General features: G+C 57.5%; 14 protein-coding genes, 1 tRNA gene and 1 pseudogene. 3 read left to right on the top strand and 13 right to left on the bottom strand.

From position 1 onward, the window contains the following. Positions 1–14: 14 nt before the first annotated feature. Together HY011_02780 and HY011_02775 are read right to left on the bottom strand one after the other, a co-directional pair. Positions 15–1,298 carry a hypothetical protein gene (locus tag HY011_02780; protein MBI3421840.1) on the bottom strand — a complete coding sequence of 428 codons (1,284 nt, stop codon included), beginning with the start codon at positions 1,296–1,298 and terminating at the stop codon, positions 15–17. Beyond that, complete coding sequence (locus tag HY011_02775) at positions 1,277–3,181, bottom strand: hypothetical protein (protein ID MBI3421839.1); 1,905 nt, start codon at positions 3,179–3,181, stop codon at positions 1,277–1,279. Before HY011_02775 ends, HY011_02780 begins: the two co-directional genes overlap by 22 nt. A gap of 523 nt (positions 3,182–3,704) precedes the next feature. Here HY011_02775 and HY011_02770 point away from each other — a divergent pair. Both HY011_02770 and yjjX read left to right on the top strand, forming a co-directional pair. Continuing rightward, entirely contained in the window at positions 3,705–4,781 is a 1,077-nt protein-coding gene (locus HY011_02770) for a formylglycine-generating enzyme family protein (protein ID MBI3421838.1), read from the top strand. Positions 4,782–4,883: 102 nt separating this feature from the next. Beyond that, the gene (gene yjjX / locus HY011_02765) at positions 4,884–5,435 is read left to right on the top strand and encodes an inosine/xanthosine triphosphatase (protein MBI3421837.1); all 552 of its coding nucleotides are present in this window, start codon (positions 4,884–4,886) and stop codon (positions 5,433–5,435) included. On the opposite strand, the gene HY011_02760 is transcribed toward yjjX, so the two are convergent. The 4 genes from HY011_02760 to ftcD all read right to left on the bottom strand — a co-directional run bounded on the left by HY011_02760 (position 5,424) and on the right by ftcD (position 10,692). Continuing rightward, positions 5,424–5,834, bottom strand: a complete 411-nt coding sequence (locus HY011_02760; GenBank protein MBI3421836.1) for a response regulator — start codon at positions 5,832–5,834, stop codon at positions 5,424–5,426. The genes yjjX and HY011_02760 overlap by 12 nt on opposite strands. 495 nt (positions 5,835–6,329) lie before the next feature. After that, positions 6,330–8,087 (bottom strand): gamma-glutamyltransferase, encoded by a 1,758-nt coding sequence (gene ggt, locus HY011_02755; protein ID MBI3421835.1) that lies wholly within the window; start codon positions 8,085–8,087, stop codon positions 6,330–6,332. A 138-nt stretch (positions 8,088–8,225) separates the two neighbouring features. Beyond that, positions 8,226–8,996: a hypothetical protein gene (locus HY011_02750; GenBank protein ID MBI3421834.1), complete on the bottom strand. Its 771-nt coding sequence runs from the start codon at positions 8,994–8,996 to the stop codon at positions 8,226–8,228. A gap of 49 nt (positions 8,997–9,045) precedes the next feature. Next, positions 9,046–10,692, bottom strand: a complete 1,647-nt coding sequence (ftcD, locus tag HY011_02745) for a glutamate formimidoyltransferase (protein MBI3421833.1) — start codon at positions 10,690–10,692, stop codon at positions 9,046–9,048. Between the two features lie 358 nt (positions 10,693–11,050). Here ftcD and HY011_02740 point away from each other — a divergent pair, with 358 nt between their 5' ends. After that, entirely contained in the window at positions 11,051–11,968 is a 918-nt protein-coding gene (locus tag HY011_02740) for a TIM barrel protein (GenBank protein MBI3421832.1), read from the top strand. 35 nt (positions 11,969–12,003) lie between these two features. Here HY011_02740 and HY011_02735 read toward each other — a convergent pair whose 3' ends face one another. The 7 genes and pseudogenes from HY011_02735 to HY011_02705 form a co-directional block, all read right to left on the bottom strand. After that, entirely contained in the window at positions 12,004–12,579 is a 576-nt protein-coding gene (locus HY011_02735; protein MBI3421831.1) for a Uma2 family endonuclease, read from the bottom strand. Between the two features lie 25 nt (positions 12,580–12,604). Continuing rightward, positions 12,605–13,570 carry a hypothetical protein gene (locus HY011_02730; GenBank protein MBI3421830.1) on the bottom strand — a complete coding sequence of 322 codons (966 nt, stop codon included), beginning with the start codon at positions 13,568–13,570 and terminating at the stop codon, positions 12,605–12,607. Positions 13,571–13,573: 3 nt separating this feature from the next. After that, on the bottom strand, positions 13,574–17,278 hold the full coding sequence (metH, locus tag HY011_02725; protein MBI3421829.1) for a methionine synthase: 3,705 nt from the start codon (positions 17,276–17,278) through the stop codon (positions 13,574–13,576). 415 nt (positions 17,279–17,693) lie between these two features. Beyond that, positions 17,694–18,011 (bottom strand): annotated as a pseudogene (locus tag HY011_02720) (transposase). A 230-nt stretch (positions 18,012–18,241) separates the two neighbouring features. Beyond that, positions 18,242–18,314, bottom strand: a tRNA-Ile gene (locus HY011_02715). 63 nt (positions 18,315–18,377) lie between these two features. Then, the gene (locus HY011_02710; protein ID MBI3421828.1) at positions 18,378–18,698 is read right to left on the bottom strand and encodes a DUF1992 domain-containing protein; all 321 of its coding nucleotides are present in this window, start codon (positions 18,696–18,698) and stop codon (positions 18,378–18,380) included. Positions 18,699–18,803: 105 nt separating this feature from the next. After that, positions 18,804–20,225 carry an amino acid permease gene (locus HY011_02705; GenBank protein MBI3421827.1) on the bottom strand — a complete coding sequence of 474 codons (1,422 nt, stop codon included), beginning with the start codon at positions 20,223–20,225 and terminating at the stop codon, positions 18,804–18,806. Between the last annotated feature and the right edge of the window lie 73 nt (positions 20,226–20,298).

Genomic DNA, 20,298 nt, shown 5'->3' with positions numbered 1-20,298 from the left:
CGTCAAGAGCGGCTTTATTTGAACGCCACCGTCACCGTGTTGATGGCGCGTCCATCCACCGTGCCGGTCAGGTTGAGCGTGCCGGCCCCGCGCAAACTGCGCGGCAAATCCATGTTGATTTGATCCAGCCCGACCAGATCGCCTTGCGCGCCCGCGAATTGCACGGGCACATCGGTGTTGCCGAGTTTGAATTGCACGGCGTTCAAACTCGCCCGCCCCCGAATGCCGGTGCCAAACAACACCAGCGTCAATCGGTCGGTGTCGTTCACAAAATCAAGCGGACGCGGCACAAAACGATTGGTCGCTGGATCGCGGTCGGCGATGACCTCGAAAACCTGCGAGTTGTCGGCGCGCGTGCGCAACAACACGGCTGCCGGTACACCCGCGCCATTGGCGTTCGCGGTGAAGAGGCCCGGCGCCGTCGTGGCGATGGTGATGCGGCTGTCGGCGTAAAGCAGCCCATCCACTTCAACCAGCACCAGCGCCGCGCCCGTCACTGTGCCTGGCGGAATCAGGAAATTGATCTGGCCCGACGAGACGAAAAAGAGCGGGGCGAGGCGTTGCGTGCCCGCCGCATCCTGCACGACCACGCGCGTGGTCGAGAGCGTGGTCGGCAAGTTCGTGGTTGCGGCAGAGAGCGTCTCACGCGCCAAGCCCGCGCCAAAGAGCGAAGCAATGCTTTGCGGCGCAAACGCAGCCGTAAAGCTCGCCGCTGAAATCGCCGCCGCGCGCCCCAGTTGGCGAATGCTCACCGTCTGGCCGCCCACGGTCACACGGGCCTCGCGCGCTGCCGTAGCGTTGTTCGGTTGCGGTTGAAGGGTGTAGGTGATGGCCGAACGTCCGGCACCGCTGGTCGGGCCATTGAACGTAATCCACGAGTCGCTGACCGTGGCCGTCCAGGCGCAAACGCTCGAATTGCCATTTAATGGTGTCGCGGCGTTGAGGATGAAGCCGCTGGCCACCGCGCCGCTGTTGGTCAACGTGCTGAACGAAGCGAAGGTTTGCGTGGCGACGCTCGTGGTGAAGGCACAGGTCGTCACGAAGAAGTTTTGCGCATTCGACGTGCCGCCGCCCGGCGCGGGATTCACCACCGTGATCGCCAATTGCCCCGCAGCGGCCAAATCGGCTTGCGTCAGCACGGTCGAGAGTTGCGTGCTGTTGATCAAATTGGTCGTGCGTTCATTGCCGCCGACACGAATACGCGATTGCGCGTTGAAACTCGTGCCGATGACATTGAGTGTCACATTGTTCGCGCCCACCGGGCTGCCCGGCGGGTCTAGTCGCGTAATCGCTGGCAAGGGCTGATTGGCCCCGACGACCAAATCCAGCGCCAGGCTTTGACCACCAGCGGGAAGCCGCCGCCCAGCGCCGTCAGCGTGAAAGCCGCGCTGCCCGGCGTTACCGCCGCCGGACTGATCGCCGCCAATGTCGGCGCGGGCGTGTTAAACGGCTCGCTCACATACGCCCGCAAGGCGAAATTGACGGGCGCGGAGACCGGCGCACTTTGCGTCGTCAACGCTTGAAAGCTGGTGCCGTTGTTGGTCGAGATGAACGAGCGCCCTTGCTGCCGTCCGTTCACATCCGCCGCAATCGGGATAATGGCGCTGGTGGTTTGCACGCCGACATACAGGTCGCCGCTGTTGATCGCCGGGCCGTTGGTCAAGACCAGATCGTAGATGCGATTGTTTGGCAAGGTCGGCAAATTGATCGTGCGATCCAACAGCAAAGATGGACTGGCGGGCGGCTGGCCCGTGCGATTGGGATCGGCGAACACGATGATGCGCAATGGCTGGCCCGTCTGCACGCCGCTGGGCGCGGCGGGGATCGGCACACGCACCGATTCCAGTTTGGCGGGGTAACGTTGCGGCGTGAAGCGGTTGACGACCAGCGCATTGCTGCGGTCTTGGCTCTCTTCAACGGAGAAATCAGAGACGGACATCTGTTCAAAGACCTGCAAGTTGCTGCTGAGTTGGTAGCCGAAATAGTTGATCGCGATCAAATCGGCAGCCGTCAGGTCGAGGCGTTCGCCGCGCGCGCCGGTCGGATCCATGATGCCGACATAATTGCCGGTCTGCTCAAAATCCTTCCAGTGACTGCCCTGGTTGCCGTCGCCGTTGGTGGCGTTTGGAGTACCTGTCGCCAGTGCGAACTCGTCTCCGCCCGCAAAGAATGTTTGTTCGCCGCCCGCCAGCATCACGCGTTGCCGCGCGCTCAGCGAATTGAGCACCAAGCCGCCCGGACGGAAACGGAAGAAATCCCAGGGCGTCGGCAACAGCGGCACGGGCGGATTCGCGGTCAGCACCAATTCTTTGGTGCCCATAAACGTGATGAAGCCCAGCGCGTGACCGATCTCGTGGACGGCGGTCGAATCGAAATCGAACTTATCGAAATCAATGCCGTCGCTCGGATCAAAATCGAAAGCAAAGTTTGAATTAAACCCGATGGAGGGCGGGTTGCCGGGTTCATTGGGCAAATCAGGCGTCGCATTCAAAATGCCCAGTGCCCGCAAATTGGCGGATGAACCGCTGCCGCCGGTCGCTGGCCCTAAATCCGTGGGCAAGGTCGTAGCGGGCAAGGCGTTGTAAACCGCTGTCTGTTGCCCGCTGGCCGAAACATCAAGCAAGGACTCGCGCAACCCAGCATAGGCGTCCGTGGAGGCGTTAGACAGGGTTTGCGTGCCTGTTTGGCCAAGAATCCGCGGGTCGGGATAAGGCGTACCGAAGAAGGTCGTGCCGAAATCCACATCCAGAATGATCGTGATCGGCGTGCGGATGATGGCTTCCCACTTGGCCGCCGCGCGTTGGAAGGCGGCTTTGGCTTGCGGAAAGCCGTCCAATTGCGTGGTTCCGCGCAGCGTGATTTTCAAACCGGTCTGCTGGGTGAGGCGCGGGCTGTTGTCGCCCAACTCCCGCAATTCGCCGCGTGGTTGGTTGAAGCCCATTTCCAGTTCTTCGCGCGCCGTCAGCGGACGGCACTCTTTGCCGTCGGGCGTGACCACGATCACGAAATTGCCCGTCGGGCTGTCGCCATTTTCTAAAGCAGAAGGTTGAGCGCGTTGTTGCAACCCTGCGCGCAACGCGCGTTTTTGGGTTTGGGCCTGCGGCGGCGCAAAAGGAAGCGCCACCAGCAAACCCGTCACGATTAGGAAGCTAAGCAGAAATTTGCGATGCCGATGCTGCATGAATTGACCTCCGAAAGCAGATTGCAAGATGTGATTACTGGCAAAGAATTCTGTTGGAATGCGCTGGAATTAAAGGGGCGCGCAACAGATTGCATGTGTAGATGAACAACTCAGGATTGGCTTCAGCGAGCACTGTCAATCAACGGGGATTGGTTGGAGCAAGGATGTTTGGGGGCGACGGCGGCATCTTGGCCGAAGGCGCAGTTGATTGCAAGCGCGGGGACTCGGCCCAACTCACGCGTTGAATTCTTCCCAGGGTCTATTCATTCTCGCGCCAGGCAGGCGGCCAGACTGTCCGACAAGCTGCCAGCTTGTCGCGGGCGTGGCAGTATACCCAGTGGTTCGCCAGCCGAGACTTCGACAAGCTGGCAGCTTGTCGAACACTTTCCGAGAATGAATAGACCCTGGAATTCTTTCTGCAACAGTAGCCGCGCGCGCCGCGCGATGCTAGATTACCGCCACCCAAGTTAGCCACGCGTATTGCTCAAACATCGCCACAGATTTTTTGTTAAGGAGTCGAGTTATGTCATCCACGATAACCATCACTCGCGCCTTACTGGTGCTGACAACGTCTGCGGGATTGCTGCTCATTGCGGTTTTCTCGGCCTGCACCACAAGGCCACAAACCAAAACACCCCGTTCTCCTAAAGCGGCAACTCTGCCAATAGCGCCAGCACTGGTTAATGTCGCGGGCACACCCATCAAAGCGGTACACTTTGAATTTGCTACTGCCAAAGTGGATGCCAGCGGCGCCGTCACCAAAGTGCCCGGCCAAAAAGCCGCTGGGTTTGCTGAAGACCTGGGCGACAACACGCGGCTGGAGATGATCGAAATCCCGGCGGGCGAATTCCAAATGGGTTCGAGCGAAACCGAAATCCAGGCCGCCTTTACCGAGTCAAAAACCTTCAGCCCCAACGCCAAGCTCGAATGGTTCAACGGCGAGATGCCCAAACACAAAGTCATCTTGCCCGCCTTTTTCATGGGCAAGCTTGAAGTCACCCAGGCGCAATGGCGCGCCGTCGCCAAATTGCCCCAGGTCAAAATCGAATTAAAAGCCGACCCGGCTAATTTCAAAGGCGACGACCTGCCCGTCGAAAACATCATCTGGGAAGAAGCGCTCGAATTTTGCGACCGCCTGACCAAACTGACCGGGCGTACTTACCGCTTGCCCAGCGAAGCCGAATGGGAATACGCCGCGCGGGGCGGCACGACTTCGCCCTTTGCCTTTGGCGAAACCATCACGCCTGAGATCGTCAATTACGATGGGCGTTATCCTTACGGCGCGGCGGCCAAGGGCCTCTTCCGCGAAAAGACGACCGCCTCCGGCAGCCTCGGCGTAGCCAATCCGTTCGGGCTTTACGACATGCACGGCAATCTGTGGGAATGGTGCCAGGATTACAAACACCCTAACTACAATGGCGCACCCACGGACGGCAGCGCTTGGATTGCGGATGGTGACGCCAAGCTACGCTCGTTGCGCGGTGGTTCGTGGAATTATTACGGGCGCAATTGCCGCTCCGGCTTCCGCTACTTCCTGCCGCCCGATATTCGCAGTCTGCTGGTGGGCTTTCGCGTCGTGGTGGCGGCCAAAGCGAAGTAACTTCATCAGGAAAGTTTTTGCCGCCGATGAACGCGGACAAACGCCGATCAATCCTTTTTCAAGCTGCGTTTGTCTGCGTTCATCGGTGGCGTGTTTCTTCTTATGCCTTTTGTTTTTGCGGTCGGTTCAACCAATCCGGTAAAAATTCAATGCGTCGCGGCGGCCATCGCGCAGTTCTGGCCTGACGTGGTGGCACGCGGCGTGGCAACCGATTCGGGCGTCAGCCAGCAACCGGTTGCGGATGATGAGATGTGCACGGGCGCGCGCAATCGTGCGCGCCAGGCGTTACAGCAAATTGCCGAAGCGGATTACGGCGTCGGCATCGAAGGCGGCGTGTGCGACACCGCCGAGGGGATGTGGGCCTATGCCTGGGTCGTGATCGTGGCGCGCGACGGGAGTATGGGCACAGGGCAGACGGGTCGTTTTATGTTGCCGGCGGGTGTCGCGCAACTGGTGCGCGCGGGGTTGGAGTTGGGCGAAGCGGATGACCGTTTTTTTGGGCGGGAAAACTCCAAACAAAAAGAAGGCGCGATTGGCCTGCTTTCAAGTGGGAAATTGGATCGGCTGCAACTCTATCAACAGGGCGTCACGTTCGCGCTGTTGCGTTTCGTCAATCCGGAATTTTATGAACGTAATGTGGCTTCAGATGATTGACACAAACTCGCGCGGCGCGGTTTCAAGCAACGCATGAACCGCCGAGAGCAGCGTTTGCCGGTCTTGTTTGGCTTTATCAAAAAAGCGATTGATGCCCGAACTCATGCGTTCGGGCAAATGATACTCCTGCAAATTCGCGCTCAGGGCCAGGATGGGCGCCTGGCTCAATTGCCCGCGCTGACAACGAATCAGCCGCGCCAACTCGACGCCGTCCAGCACCGGCATCTGCAAATCGGTGATGATCAAATCCGGGCAACTGGCGAGCGCCGCCGCATAGCCCTCTTCGCCATCGCGCGCCGTGCGCACGTCAAAGCCTTCGCGCCGCAACAATGCGGCCAGCGTCAGGCGCATGGTTTCATCATCTTCAACGACCAAAATCTTTTTCGGCAAATTCAACATCGCATCTCTCCCACCGAAATGCGCACGGGTGTGTGCACAGTTGAAATAAAGCGTTCAACCTGTTTCCGATGCCAGCTTTGGGGATTAAGCCGCCGCTAGCAGAGCAATGTGTATGCCAGCAACACACAGCGTTTGGTGGTTGGTGATTCAGCCCATCAAACGCGCGGGATTTCGCTGAGGGCGTTTGACTTAAATTTCAGGCTGACCCGAAAAGCGGCACCGATCACAGTCAAGGTAACTGCAATCTTTCAGTGCAATGCGGTTTGAAACTGTTCTGTCACCAGCCAATTTCCAAGCTATCAAACCAAGCTGAAGATTGACCGGGTGATGACGAAAAAGAGATTTCGGCACATGGGACAGTACCGCGCGCGTCAGCAAGCGGCCATTCGCGCCAAGTGCCGCCTGCTGACGCGCGGTACTGTCCCATTGTTGCGTGCTTCGATTTAGACAGAAAAATCTGTGACAGAAAGATAGGGCACTTGTTTACGGCTTGCCTTAATACCCGACGGAATGTCCATCCAAACGCGGATCGCTGCCGCCCAGCCGCACACCGGTTTTGTCTTCGATCATCACGCCTTCGGCATCGCCCATATAACGCGGACGTTCCACGAATTTGTGCCCCTTGGCTTCCAGCGCTTTGAGCACATCGGGCGCAATGCCATACGGTTCATACGTGATCGTGTCAGGCATCCATTGATGATGGATGCGCGGCCATTCGATGGCCTGTTGAATGTTCATGCCGTGGTCAATCACGTTGAGGATGACTTGCAGCACAGTGTTGATGATCGTGGGGCCGCCGGGGCTGCCGACCGCGAACCAGAATTGGCCGTCCTTCAACACGATGCTCGGCGTCATCGAAGAGAGCGGACGTTTGCGCGCGGCGACGGCGTTATTCTCGCCCTGAATCAAATTGTAGGCGTTGGGCGAACCCGGCTTCGGCGCAAAATCGTCCATCTCGTTGTTGAGCAGGAAGCCCGCGCCCTCGACCGTGATCTTGTTGCCGTAGCTTTCATTCAAAGTCGTCGTGCAGGCGACCACGTTGCCATCCTTGTCCACCACGGTGTAATGCGTCGTCTCTTCGGATTCATAGCCCGCCGGTTCGCCGTGCTTGATCTCTTCCGAGGTCGAAGCCTGTTCCATCCGAATCGTGTCGGCCAGTTTGTCGGCGTAAGCGCGCGAGGTCAGTCCGGCAATCGGTACTTTGACGAAATCGGGATCGCCCAGGAATTCGGCGCGGTCAGCAAAGGCACGGCGCATCGCCTCGGTCATCAAGTGCAAGCTTTGCGACGAACCCGCGCCCATCGCCTTCAGATCGTAGCGTTCCAGAATGTTCAACATCTCGACCAGCGCCACACCGCCCGAAGACGGCGGCGGCATCGTGTAAATTTCGTGGCCGCGATATTTGGTCTTGAGCGGCGTGCGTTCGATAGCCTTGTAGTTTTTCAAATCCTGCACGGTCATCCAGGGCTTTGCGTAACCATGCTCCTGCGCCGCTTTGCGCATGGTGGCTTCGATCAGCCGGGCCGTCCTGCCGGTGTAAAACTCCTGTGGCCCGAGTTTGATCAGGCGGCCCAAAGTCGCGGCCAATTCCGGTTGCCGGAAAATCTCCCCCGTCTCGTAAGGTTTGCCGTTGCGCAGGAAAACGCGCTTGCTTTCCGGGTAGCGTTCCAGTTCTTTCTGGCTGCCTTTCAAACTGCGCTCGAATTGATACCAGACGGGAAAACCATTTTGCGCCAGGGTGAAGGCAGGTTGCGCGACATCAGCCCATTTCAGCTTGCCATATTTGCTCAACGCATAGGCCATCCCGGCCACTGACCCCGGCACGCCCGCCGCTTTGTGGCCGTAGGTCGAAGAGCCTTTGATGTAATCACCCTTGGCATCGAGATAAACGTTGCGATGCGCCACGGCTGGCCCCATCTCGCGGTAATCAATCGCGGTCGTCTTGCCATCGGCCAGCTTGATCATCATGAATCCGCCGCCGCCGATATTGCCCGCCGAAGGCCACACCACAGCCAACGCCAACCCGACCGCCACCGCCGCATCAATCGCATTGCCGCCGCGTTTGAGAATATCCACGCCAACTTTCGAGGCAATCTCACTGACCGAAGCAACCATACCGCTCTTGCCCCGAACCGGTGGACGTGCCGAAGAGGCGGTCGTCGTCGGGGCGGGCACAACGGACGAAGGCGCCGCCGTGCAGGAAATCAGCAGCGCGAGTGACAGGAATAAGGTGACGATTTTTCTGGTGAACATAACTTACAACCTCAGATTTACGTAAGAACTTGGCCGCCGATGAACGCAGCCAAACGCAGATAAACAAAAAGCGCCAACCGCCTTGATCCGCGTTTTTCAGCGTCCATCTGCGGCCAGCTTTTGGCAGCTAAACTTATGCTATTCGGGCCGCACCACGACCTTGCCTTTGAACTTCTCTTCGACGCGGTCATAACGAATCTCGTACTGGTTGAGCGTGCCGCCGCGCCCGCGATAATCCAACTCGTATTTCCAAACACCGGCGGTCACAGGCTTCTGCTGAAACAGATGATCTACCCAGGGGCTATTCTCAGTCGAGCGTTCCCCCGGTTCTTCGACAAATAACGCAACCGGATATTGCAGCACTTTGTCCTGCCGTTCGCTGTATCCAATCAGCGTGGTTTGCAGTTCCATGCAATTCAGCGCGTCAAACAAGGCAAATTCCAAAGCCCGGCCATCGCCGTTGTAATCCTTGAGCGACATGATGACCGGCTTCCCTTCCTCGCCCTCGCGCGCCTGGGGCACCCGATAGTAACTGCCCTTATGAATTTTGTAAGGGAGGTCGAAGCCGTCCTCGTCAAAAAGGTATTGCTGTTTGAGTTCCAGCGTATTGATCAGCTTCAGCGTGCGCGTGTTCACCAGCGAGATGCGGGTCGGCCCGCTGTAATAATGGCCGCGCGTTTCATCGGGGCAGGTGTAAACGTCATCACCCGCTTCACGCGGATTGTCGGTGGGATTGAGCATCCACAGCAACAGCGCGCGGTCGGCGTGTTTGTCCGATTTCAGCGGAGCTGTTTCGAGCAGATGCGCCCCGGCGGGCAAGCCATAACTTTCCGCCGTCGGTTTGGCCGCCTGCCCCGTCAGCAAAACCAGACCAATCAAAAACACCAAGGCTTTCATACTGCTTTGCACTACTACTCCTTAAAACGCATTTCGTGTTGAACCATGGACGTTGCCTGATTCAACGTGGATACATCTGAAAAAACTGCGCCTCGATCCCATCCGCCACCTCCTGCCCGCGCACCAGCAAATCGTCCAATTCGAGCCGCCGCAGCCGCGTGAACTCTTCGTCGCTGAGCGCGCCCAGATTGCTGAGCACTTGATAAGACGTGCTGCGCAACGCCGTCAACGCCAGTTGCGCGCCCGTCGTCAAATCGGCGAAAGCAATCGGATTGCCGACCTCGGCCAATTCATCCAGCAGTTCCAAGGTATCGAACGAACTTTCGGCCACACGCATACGCAACCCGATCAAACCGCGCGTCGCCTGTTCAATCGCACTGATACGGGCCAAACGCTCGGCTTCGGTAATACGCGGCAATTGCATGGCTTCGACCATACGTTCCTGACTGTCTGCGTCTTCGGCGACGGCCACGCGCAGGTCGGCGCTGAGCTGTTCCAGTTGAGCCAGGATTTCACGCGTTTCGTGCTCGACTTCCTCGTATTTCTTTTTGCCCAGCGTCAGGTTGCAAACCATTGCGCCAAGCGCCGCCGCCAACGCGCCGGCATACGCCGTGACGCTGCCGCCGCCCGGCGCCAGTGTGCCCGCCGCGACATCATCACAAAACGTTCCCAACCATTCCGCATCGGCGCTTTCATCAAAAAACTCAGCCGCCACGCTCGTTAATGCTACGGGTTGCGCTTCGACCGGCGGCGGCATCAGATGCAACGTGCCTGGACGCGCCGATACACGGCTAGCGCGTTCGTCCAGCGCCTCTTGCAGCCGCTTTTCCAGAATCAGCCCTTCACGAAAGTTTTCGATGCGTAGATAAAAATCAGCGCAAGCATTGAGCGCGGCTTGCGGCACCAGCCCGACGATCTCGCTGCCGACGACCGGCACGCCGTAGCGTTCGGCCTCGCGCCGCACCAATTCAAAGACGCGAAAGAGCGGCGAGGCTTCGTAATTGACCAGGTTCAGCGAGACCTGCACCTGATTGCGATCTTTCAAATCAATCCCCAGCGCCTTAACGAATTGCAGCCCGCCACCGCTGCCCCGCACGGCCTGTGCGATCTTGCGGGCGATGTTCAAATCCGCCGTGCCCAGATTCACGTTGTAGGCGATCAGCGGCGCGCGTGCACCCACCGCCGTCGCCCCCGCCGTCGGATGAATCACCGGCTCGCCGTAATCAGGTTCGCGTTCGGGGTCAGTTGCGATGTCTTCACGCAATCCCTCAAATTCGCCGCGCCGCACATCCGCCAGATTGACGCGGCTGGACTGGCTCGCCGCGCGTTCGTAAAGATAAACAGGGATGTGCAGTTCGCGCGCCAGCCGCTCGCCCGCCTGATGCGCCAACTCGATGCAATCTTCCATCGTCACGTTTTGCAGCGGCACAAACGGCAACACGTCCAATGCTCCAATACGCGGGTGTTCGCCCAAGTGGTGATTCAGATCAATCAATTCGACCGCCACTGCCGCCGCTCGCACCGCCGCCTCAACCACCGCTTCTGGCTCACCGGCGAAGGTGATGACCGAGCGATGATGATTGGCGTCCAGCTCATGCGCGAGCAGGACTACGTCAGGCACGGCAGCGATGGCGGCGACCAATTGTTCAACCTTCGCCGCATCGCGGCCTTCGCTGAAATTGGGCACGCATTCAACGATTCGATTCATGGAGTTGCAGCAGGGCGTTGAAATTTGACTACGCTTTGATTCCAAGAGCAGCGGGATTCTAAAACAGATTGCGCGGCGAAGGAATCACAGGCAGCCTTACCAGCTTGGTTTTTACTTCAGTGTAGGTAAAAGCTGCGGAGCGGAACGGTACCGCGCGCGTCAGCAAGCGGTGCGTCAAGTGAGACCGAAGTGGCAGTAGCTTCGTCTCCGCTTGCTGACGCGCGCGGTACCGTTCCGGCGCGGCGCAGCCGGCCCTACACCCAAATGAAAACCGTTCAAGATTTGAAATTTGCGCGGCGCGATAGCACAATCCCCGCGCATTTCATCCACACAACCTTAACATCCGGAGACTGACACCATGCTCAAGCGCAGATCGTTTTTGCAACTGGGCGCAAGCGCCGCCGTCTTGCCCGCCCTGAATTTGAAAGCCGCTCTGAACCCGCCGTTCATCAACTCAGCTTTTTCCCAACAACCCAAACCCAAGCTCAACCGGCTAAAACTGTCGGTCACCTGGGGCATGATGAATCGGCTGCCCATCCCCGATGGATTGGCGAAGCTCAAGGATTTGGGCTACGACGCTTACGAAATGTTCAACTGGCGCGACCCAAAGGTGCTGGACACTTTTCTGACCGAAGCGCCCAAGTACCCCAACCTGGCCTGCGCCACACTCATCAGCAACAAAGGCGTGACCGCGCAGGATTGCGGCTTGGTCAACCCAAAAGAGCGCGATCAGTTTCTGAAAGAGATGGAAACAGCGATTGAGGTGGCCAAGAAATTCAACTGCAAACGCCTCGTCACGCTCACCGGCAACGAGGTCCCCGGCATGTCCCGCGATGCCATGTTTGACAGCGCCGTCGCCGGCCTGAAAGCCATCGCCCCCACGCTGGAAAAAAACGGCATCACGGCGGTCATCGAAGTGCTCAACACTTACGTTGATCACCGCGGCTATTATCTTTATTACGTGCGCGACGGAGCCAAGCTGATTGACGCGGTCGGCAGCCCGAACGTCAAAATCCTCTTCGACATCTACCACGTGCAGATTATGGAAGGAAACCTGATCCCGCTGATCCGCCAAAACATCCAACGCATTGACCACTTCCACATCGGCGACCACCCGGGCCGCCACCAACCCGGCACTGGCGAAATCAATTACCGCAACGTGTTCAAAGCAATTCACGATCTCGGCTATGAAGGCTATGCCGCGCTCGAATACGGGCCGACGATTCCGTTGTATTTGGACTTAATCAATCAGCGGAACCTGACGATCTTTGAATAGGTGTGACGGGGCAGGCCTTACTGGCCTGCCCTGCTTTAGGCAAAGGTGACGCGCTGATAGATTTCGTTGAGCGGCAACGAAAAATCGAGCGCTTCCAGTTCCAACACAGCGTCTAGCCCGTGATGTTCGGAGCGCAACCATTTGCCGCCTTCCTGCTGCACGTACTGGATCACGTGTGGCCGATCTTGGGCGATTAACAGGTATTCGCGGAAGCTTTCGATGGATTGATAGGCGGTGAACTTTTTGCCAAGGTCGTAAGCTTCGGTTGAATCCGAAAGAACTTCCACGATCAAAACTGGATTGAGCAGCATTGGCTGCCCCTGCAATTTTTCAATCACCGGTTCACCACAAACCACTGTTGCGTCAGGATAGCGGTACGGTAAGGCCAATGGCACTTTCAAGCGCATATCGCTGGATAACACACGGCAAGCTGTGCCTTCCAGTTTATTACCAAGCGAGCGAATTACATTGGCTGAAATTGTGTTGTGCTCAAGCGATCCCCCGGCCATCGCAAACACTTCGCCATCAAAGAACTCGTACTTTTCCTCTGAGTTCTTATCCAATTCCAAATACTGTTCCAAGGTGTAAAGCTTCTTTGGTAAGGCACTCATTGTTCAACTCCTCGTTGCGATTGCTTTAGCGATGTTTAGCAAAAAACAGATACACCGGATCATCCTTCAGCCGCAGCCTAAACCTCTGTTCAATGGTGGCGCAATTGTCCCACGGGCAATGTTCCCGAAAGCCTTGCCAAGCCCGTTCTTCCTCACCAGCGAACAACAACAACAGCGTCCGTTCAAAGACCAGACCTAACAAATCCGCATTGAGAAACTTCGACGGCCTTTCTGCCGCAATACGCTGCTCAAGCCTGGGCAACCCGGACAGCGCGTAAGCCTGGAAGCGCGGGTTGGCCGGCTCGTACTTGCCAGTTCGCGGATTGTAGGCAAAGACAATTTGGATGAAAGGCGAATTTGCGTTGGTAAACCAAGCAGGTGTTTGCGTGTCGGCAAGATCGCCAAACTGAAAAAACCAAAACTGCTGGTAACGTTGAATCAGTTCAGGCATACCATCGGCATCAAGGTCTTTCACAACAATATCCGTCCCGACTTCATACCAAGCATTGTCAAAGATAACGCGGAGTGGGGTGAGTTGAACTATCCACGACCGTTCCCAACGATGAGACGATTGCTCAACAATCAGGTGTTTAGGCTGTCCTTTGAAAAGTGGAAAGAAACCGAACTGCGTCTCATTCACAGTCGGATGATTAACAGCGTCGAACTTCAGCGCCTGTTTCCCATGCCGTGCCAGCGTTGCGTAGGAAAGTTCTACTGACTTGGTCATTCCTTCAGCTCGAAACTGTTTTGTGCGCCTGGACACAACATACGCCCCATACTTTAAGCGTCTAGGCTCAATAGCGCTTTCAAACAAAGGTAAGGCTGAATCATCAGCCCGCGTTTGAGTACCACCAGCTACTGGCGTCGGCGTTGAGGCAATTGCAGTTGCTTTTCGCGAACCAGCCATTTCGGAACTTGGTTGAGAATTACAACTAGCCCAACCAACATTCAGGAACACAACGTAAATCAGTAAACAGTTTCGTATCAACATAGGCTATGGCTCATAGTTCAAATACGGTGCTAACCACCGCTCCACCTCCCGCACCTCCATTCCCTTCCGCCCCGCATACTCTTCCACTTGATCGCGCTCGATCTTGCCCAGCGCGAAATACTTCGCTTCGGCATTCCCAAAATACAGACCGCTGACCGAACTCGCCGGCAGCATCGCAAAGCTTTCAGTCAACGCGATGCCCGCGTTCTTTTCGGCCTGCAACAACTCGAACAGCGCGCGCTTTTCGGTGTGATCGGGCTGCGCCGGATAGCCGGGCGCGGGGCGTATGCCGCGATACTTCTCTTTGATGAGTTCCTCCACCGTCAGCTTTTCGCCTGCACCAAAGCCCCAATCGGCGCGCGCGCGCTGATGCAACAACTCGGCAAAGGCTTCGGCCAAACGATCCGCCAGCGCCTTCGTCATAATCGAATGGTAATCGTCGTGGTCGCGCTCGAATTGCGCGCAAAGTTCATCCACGCCGCCGCCCGTGGTCACGGCAAACGCGCCGAGCGAATCCAGCCGGCCCGACGCTTTCGGTGCGATGAAATCGCTGAGCGCCTGATTGAATTGGCCACTGCGTTTTCCGGTCTGTTGCCGCAAGGTGTGGAAGGTCGCAATGACGGAAGAACGCGCGGCATCAGCATAAAGCTCAATGTCATCGCCCACTGCGTTCGCGGGCCAGAAACCGTAAACGCCGCGTGCCCGTAACAGCTTTCCGTCCACGATCTTTTGCAACAATGCCTGCGCATCGGCAAAGAGCTTGCGCGCCTGTTCGCCGACGACCGCATCGTCAAGGATGCGCGGATAGACACCAGCCAATTCCCAGGCGTGGAAGAACGGCGACCAGTCAATGAACGGCGCCAGTTCGGCGAGCGGAAAATCAGTCAGCACGCGCAAACCGGTGAAAGCAGGTTGGGCCAGATCGCTGGTCGCCCAATCAATCGGCGTGCGATTGGCGCGCGCTTGTTCCAGCGTCAGCATCACACGCTGTTCGCGGCTGGCCTCGTGTCTTTCGCGATCCTGGTTCTGTTGGCTCTGATTTTTCAACGCAAACGCGCCCCGCGTTTCGGGATTGATCAGTTGCCCGACCACCGGCACCGCGCGGGAAGCGTCTAGCACGTGGACGACCGGCGGTTCGTAATGGTGCGCAATCTTCACCGCCGTGTGCACGCGCGAAGTCGTCGCCCCGCCGATCAGCAGCGGCACGGTGAAACCTTCGCGTTGCATCTCGCGCGCGACGTGCTGCATTTCATCCAGCGAAGGCGTGATCAAACCGCTCAGCCCAATCACATCCACGTTGCGTTCACGGGCCGCTTTCAGAATCTTATCGCACGAGACCATCACGCCCAGGTCAATCACTTCGTAGTTGTTGCAAGCCAGCACGACGCCGACGATGTTTTTGCCGATGTCGTGCACGTCGCCTTTCACCGTCGCCAGCAAAATCTTGCCTTGCGCACGCGACTCCGCCGTCTTCTCGGCTTCCATAAATGGCTCCAACCAGGCGACGGCCTTTTTCATCACGCGGGCTGATTTGACGACTTGCGGCAGGAACATTTTGCCCGCGCCAAACAGGTCGCCGACGACGTTCATGCCATCCATCAACGGGCCTTCGATCACGGTCAGCGGCCGCCCGTATTTCTGCCGCGCCTCTTCGGCATCGGCCTCTACGAAATCGGTAATGCCCTTGACCAGCGCGTGTTTCAGCCGCTCCTCGACTGAACCGGAACGCCATTCGTCAGCGACGATTTCGACTTTGCCGCGTTGCTTGACCGATTCAGCAAAGGCGATCAGGCGTTCGGTCGCGTCGGCACGGCGATTCAGCAACACGTCTTCGACCAGTTCCAACAGGTCTTTGGGAATCTCGTCGTAAACCGCCAACTGCCCCGCGTTGACGATGCCCATGTCCAGCCCGGCCCTAATGGCGTGATAGAGGAAAGCCGAATGCATCGCCTCGCGCACGGCGTTGTTGCCACGGAACGAAAACGAGATGTTGCTGACGCCGCCGCTCACCCGCGCGTGTGGCAGGTTCTGCTTGATCCAGCGCGTCGCGTTGATGAAATCCACCGCATAATTGGCGTGCTCTTCCATCCCCGTCCCAACCGTCAGGATGTTCGGATCGAAGATGATGTCCTGCGGCGGGAAGCCGACTTTGTCAACCAGTAGACGATAAGCCCGTTGACAGATTTCAGTGCGCCGCTCGTAGTTATCGGCCTGGCCTTTTTCATCAAACGCCATCACGATCACCGCCGCGCCATAACGTCGCACCAACTGCGCCTGTTCGATGAACTTGTCCTCGCCCTCTTTCAACGAGATCGAATTGACGACCGCCTTGCCCTGCAAGCAACGCAAGCCCGCTTCGATCACCGACCACTTGGACGAGTCAACGACAACGGGCACGCGCGCGATGTCCGGCTCGCTGGCGATCAAGTTCAAAAACCTGACCATCGCCGCTTCGCTGTCGAGCATGCCCTCGTCCATGTTCACGTCAATCAACTGCGCGCCGTTCTCGACTTGCTGGCGCGCGACGCTCAGCGCCTCGTCGTAATCGCCGTTCAGAATCAGTTTGGAGAAACGCGGCGAGCCGGTCACGTTCGTGCGTTCGCCGATGTTGACGAAATTCGTATCGGGCCGCACGTTCAACGCTTCCAAGCCGCTCAACGACAGATATGTCTTCGGCTCCGCCGGCACGCGCGGTTTGAAGCCCTTGACCGCCTGGGCAAGCGCGCGGATGTGATCGGGCGTCGTGCCGCAACAGCCGCCCACCAGATTCAAAAAGCCGCTCGCCGCCCATTCGGCCAACTGCGGTGCCAGCGTCTCCGGTGTTTCAGGAAAGCCCGTCGGCAGCAGCGGATTCGGCAAGCCCGCGTTCGGATAGGCGCTGACATAAATCGGCGCGAGGCTCGACAATTCCTCAATGTAAGGCCGCATCTCTTTCGGCCCGAGCGCACAATTGATGCCGATGCTCAGCAGCGGCGCGTGCGCCGTCGCATGGAAATACGCCTCGACCGTCTGCCCACTCAGCGTGCGCCCGCTCAAATCCGTAATCGTGAACGACAGCATCAGCGGCGGCAGTTCCTCTTTCGGCTGGCCCAGTTCGGCGTAAAGTTTCTGAATCGCAAACAGCGCCGCTTTGGAATTGAGCGAATCAAACACCGTCTCGACGATCAGAATGTCCGCGCCGCCATCCAACTGGCCCTTCGCCGCTTCGTAATAACTCTCGGCCACCTGTTCGTAGGTCACCGCGCGATAGGCCGGATTGTTCACATCCGGCGACAGCGAAGCCGTCTTATTCGTCGGCCCCAACGCGCCCGCGACAAAAGCCACACGGTCGGGATGCTCAGCCAGAAACTTGTCCACCGCCCGCCGCGCCACCTGCGCCGAAGCGACGTTCATCTCATACGCCAGATGCGCCATGCCGTAATCGTGCAAGGTCACGCTCTGCGAATTGAAGGTATTGGTCTCAATGATCTCCGCGCCCGCTTCCAGATACTGGCGATGAATGGCCTCGATCAAATGCGGCTGCGTGATCGAGAGCAGATCGTTGTTGCCCTTCAGATCGCTCGGCCAGTCTTTGAAGCGTTCGCCGCGATAGGCGGCTTCGTCAAGTTGGTAGCGTTGGATCATCGTGCCCATCGCGCCGTCAATGATGACGATACGCCGGGAAAGAAGAGATTGAAGTTTGGAAAGTATGTTGGAGGTATTGCTCATTATTATTCGTTGTGATCGTTTCGCGCAGGAAGACCTAACAACCATCTGAGTTCTGATATAGCTCTTTCGATTGGTTCTCTTTAGGGCTTCCTAGTATTTCTTCGGCCATTCATTTCATGTATTGACTTCAATTTCAGGGAAGTTTCTGCCTCCTGAGATGACGTTGTCCAAATCTTAGTTGAAATTCTGCCAGAGTCACAGGCCCGGACAGCGGACAAACAGACTCTATTGTAGTTGAAATTCTCTGCGCTCAGCACTTCGGTGAGCGCTCTTTGAAGATGGGGTAGACGCTGGTAATTGTCCACCGTTCTCATTCGTTGTTCGGCTTCCAACGGTCCAAGCACACCCCGGCGGGGGCGCTGGTCAGAGCTTGTCCGGCGTTTGACTTTGCGCGTTGCCGAGCCGAGCTGCGAGTTCAAGCTCTCAATGCAGTTGGTCTGCGTGAGAATTCGGTCAGCGCCAGCCGATGCAAGGTCAGAGTTTCGGGTAAGCCTTCGCGCAAGGAGTTGGCGGCTGTTTTGTTGCGCCGTTCGATTTCTTGCGCCAAGTCTTCCGGTTCCTGCTGCGCCTGCTCGTAGCCGGTCATCGCGTAGGCGTTTTGAAGCTGATGCTTGAGCCGCGCGTGATCTTCTTTCGGCAAGTATGACCGCACGTTTCCCCGCTTATGCCAGTGGCAACGTTGACCAGCGCCTGCACGCCGAAGACCTCGTGGACAGCTTTGCGTAAGCCCTTCGAACCGTCAACGACACCTCGCAGCCCTTGGTTAAAGGAAAAGCCACGCTCGATTAATTTGCTGAACAAGTCGGCGCAACGCTTGGAATTCTCATTCGCCGTTTGAACAAAGCCCAGCGGGACGTAGCAACTCAGAAAACAATGGCGGCTTTGGTAGCACTCGCACACTACTCGCACACAAAAGCAATACGGGCAGTCAATTGACTGCCCGTAACTGTTTGATTCTAAGGATGGCCCCTGTAGGATTCGAACCTACAACCAAAGGATTATGAGTCCTCTGCTCTAACCGTTGAGCTAAGGGGCCCCGCCAAATGAGCGCGCATCTTAGTGGACGGGTCTGATAGCGTCAAGAACTGCTCACCGCACATTAACGTCGCCACTGGTGGCTGTCATACAGCAATTTCAGCTTGAGCGTTTTGGCCTCGATTTCGCGGCGCAACGCATCCTGACGCGGCGGATCAGTGGGTTGATCGTGTTCGGCTTGTAAAGCTTCGATCTCGCGCTGCAATTCGACTTCGAGGGGCACGAACCCGGCGCTCTTCAACATCGCATAACCTAGCCGCAACTCTTCCGGCGTATTGAAATAAGCGGCGAGATCAAGCGGGCGGCCCCGACCCGGCAGGTTATCGAATTCGCCCTTGGCCAGCGCTTCACGAATTTTGTTTTCGACCAGTTGTGCGTATGACATTGCTATAGACTTCAAGAAGGTAAAACACGAAAGCAACTGTGTTGAGAGTCAAGCAGCTTTTTGCTTGACTCTCAACACAGTTGCTTCGTGGCTCTCAAAACGACATCAACGATGCCGGTTCGCCCGCCAATACAACACGCCGCCCAACAACAATAACCCAATCACGCTCCCCAATGCTTTTCCGTTGAAATCCCACCAACTGACGCCACCGGGTGGAATCATCGTCAACACCATCGCAAACAACGTCACGCCCAAGCCGCAAATGCCCAGCGCATATACGCCCAATAACCCGCCCGGCGCGGCCATCACCCCCTCGGTCACGCCTTCGCGGCGGCGATGCATGATGAAAACGATGAACAGATAAAGATACGGGATGAAATAGATCAGCACTTGCGCGCTGAGCAAGATCAGGTAAACCTGCCCCACGTTCGGCTTTTTCTTCCCAGCCACAAAAATCAGCATCAAGATAGTGCCCAGCAGCGCTTCGACCAGAATCGCCACATAGGGCGTGCGCCAGCGCGGATGAATGCGGCTAAAGGCGGGCGGAAAGTAGCGATCCAACCCAATCGCAAACGCCACGCGCGCAGGCCCCGTCAGCCACGCGCCGACGCCGCCGATGTTGCCGATGGTGTAAAGCACCGCGCACACGGGTGCGACCCAAAAGAGCGCTGGGCTAATGCGCGCCATGCCGACCTGAATGGTTTGCAGAAAACCCGCCACCAGATTGACCTCGCCGCGCGGAATCAGCCACAGTACCGCGCCCGTGCCCACTAGATACATCACGCCGATCAACGGCGCGGCAATATAAATCGAAAGCGGCAGGTTGCGTTTCGGATTCTCGACCTCATCGCCCATCGTCGCCGACAGTTCCAAGCCGGCGTAAGCGAACGCAATCGAAATCCATAGATTCAACGAATCGTAATCGGCCTTCTTCGGTAACAGGTCGGCGGGCGCAATCGGATTGGCGCTGGGGTGTGTGAAATAGGCGATGAGTCCAACCAGAATCACCAGCGCACCGGGGATGTAGGTGCCGAGGCCCCCCGCGTTCTGTAACCACTTGCCTGTGCCGACACCAACGATGTTCAGCAAAACGGCCAGCCACAGACAAACCAGTGTCGTCACCGTCACAAAGGTCAAATCGTCTTTCAGTCCCGTATCGCCTTTGCCAATGGCATAGGTCGCAATCACCGCCGCCGACATCAGCAGGTTCGGGTAATAGAGCACGTTGTTGATCCAGTAACACCAGCCGCAAAGAAAACCATGCTTTTCGCCCAGCGCGCGTTTCGTCCAGTCGTACACACCGCCCGAACTGGGAAAGCGCGATGACAGTTCGATCACGGCCAGCCCTTGCGGGATGAAGAAGAACAGCGCGGCCACTACCCACAGCGTCAATGTCACCGGCCCGGCGGCAGCCGACGTGCCCAGATGGCGCAAGCCCAAGACGGCGACCAGATTCATCAAAACCAGATCGCGCAGCGTGAGTGAGCGGACGAGGGCAGGTTGCGGCGTCGAATTCGCTTGGCTCATAAGCTTGTCCTATGTATCTCGTGTTGTTAGTGGATGTGATTCGGATTCAACTGCTTGATTCACTTAGATCGGT

It is taken from the genome of Acidobacteriota bacterium (genome assembly GCA_016196035.1).
Lineage (GTDB): Bacteria > Acidobacteriota > Blastocatellia > RBC074 > RBC074 > JACPYM01.
Note: the sequence above shows the minus strand (reverse complement) of the source record. Positions and strands in the feature narration are given on the sequence as shown.

Coding starts and splice junctions, on each gene's coding strand:
- HY011_02710 (MBI3421828.1), bottom strand. CDS start 18,698: ATGTCATACGCACAACTGGTCGAAAACAAAATTCGTGAAGCGCTGGCC.
- HY011_02775 (MBI3421839.1), bottom strand. CDS start 3,181: ATGCAGCATCGGCATCGCAAATTTCTGCTTAGCTTCCTAATCGTGACG.
- ggt (MBI3421835.1), bottom strand. CDS start 8,087: ATGTTCACCAGAAAAATCGTCACCTTATTCCTGTCACTCGCGCTGCTG.
- metH (MBI3421829.1), bottom strand. CDS start 17,278: ATGAGCAATACCTCCAACATACTTTCCAAACTTCAATCTCTTCTTTCC.
- HY011_02705 (MBI3421827.1), bottom strand. CDS start 20,225: ATGAGCCAAGCGAATTCGACGCCGCAACCTGCCCTCGTCCGCTCACTC.
- HY011_02770 (MBI3421838.1), top strand. CDS start 3,705: ATGTCATCCACGATAACCATCACTCGCGCCTTACTGGTGCTGACAACG.
- HY011_02760 (MBI3421836.1), bottom strand. CDS start 5,834: ATGTTGAATTTGCCGAAAAAGATTTTGGTCGTTGAAGATGATGAAACC.
- HY011_02740 (MBI3421832.1), top strand. CDS start 11,051: ATGCTCAAGCGCAGATCGTTTTTGCAACTGGGCGCAAGCGCCGCCGTC.
- ftcD (MBI3421833.1), bottom strand. CDS start 10,692: ATGAATCGAATCGTTGAATGCGTGCCCAATTTCAGCGAAGGCCGCGAT.
- yjjX (MBI3421837.1), top strand. CDS start 4,884: ATGCCTTTTGTTTTTGCGGTCGGTTCAACCAATCCGGTAAAAATTCAA.
- HY011_02730 (MBI3421830.1), bottom strand. CDS start 13,570: ATGTTGATACGAAACTGTTTACTGATTTACGTTGTGTTCCTGAATGTT.
- HY011_02735 (MBI3421831.1), bottom strand. CDS start 12,579: ATGAGTGCCTTACCAAAGAAGCTTTACACCTTGGAACAGTATTTGGAA.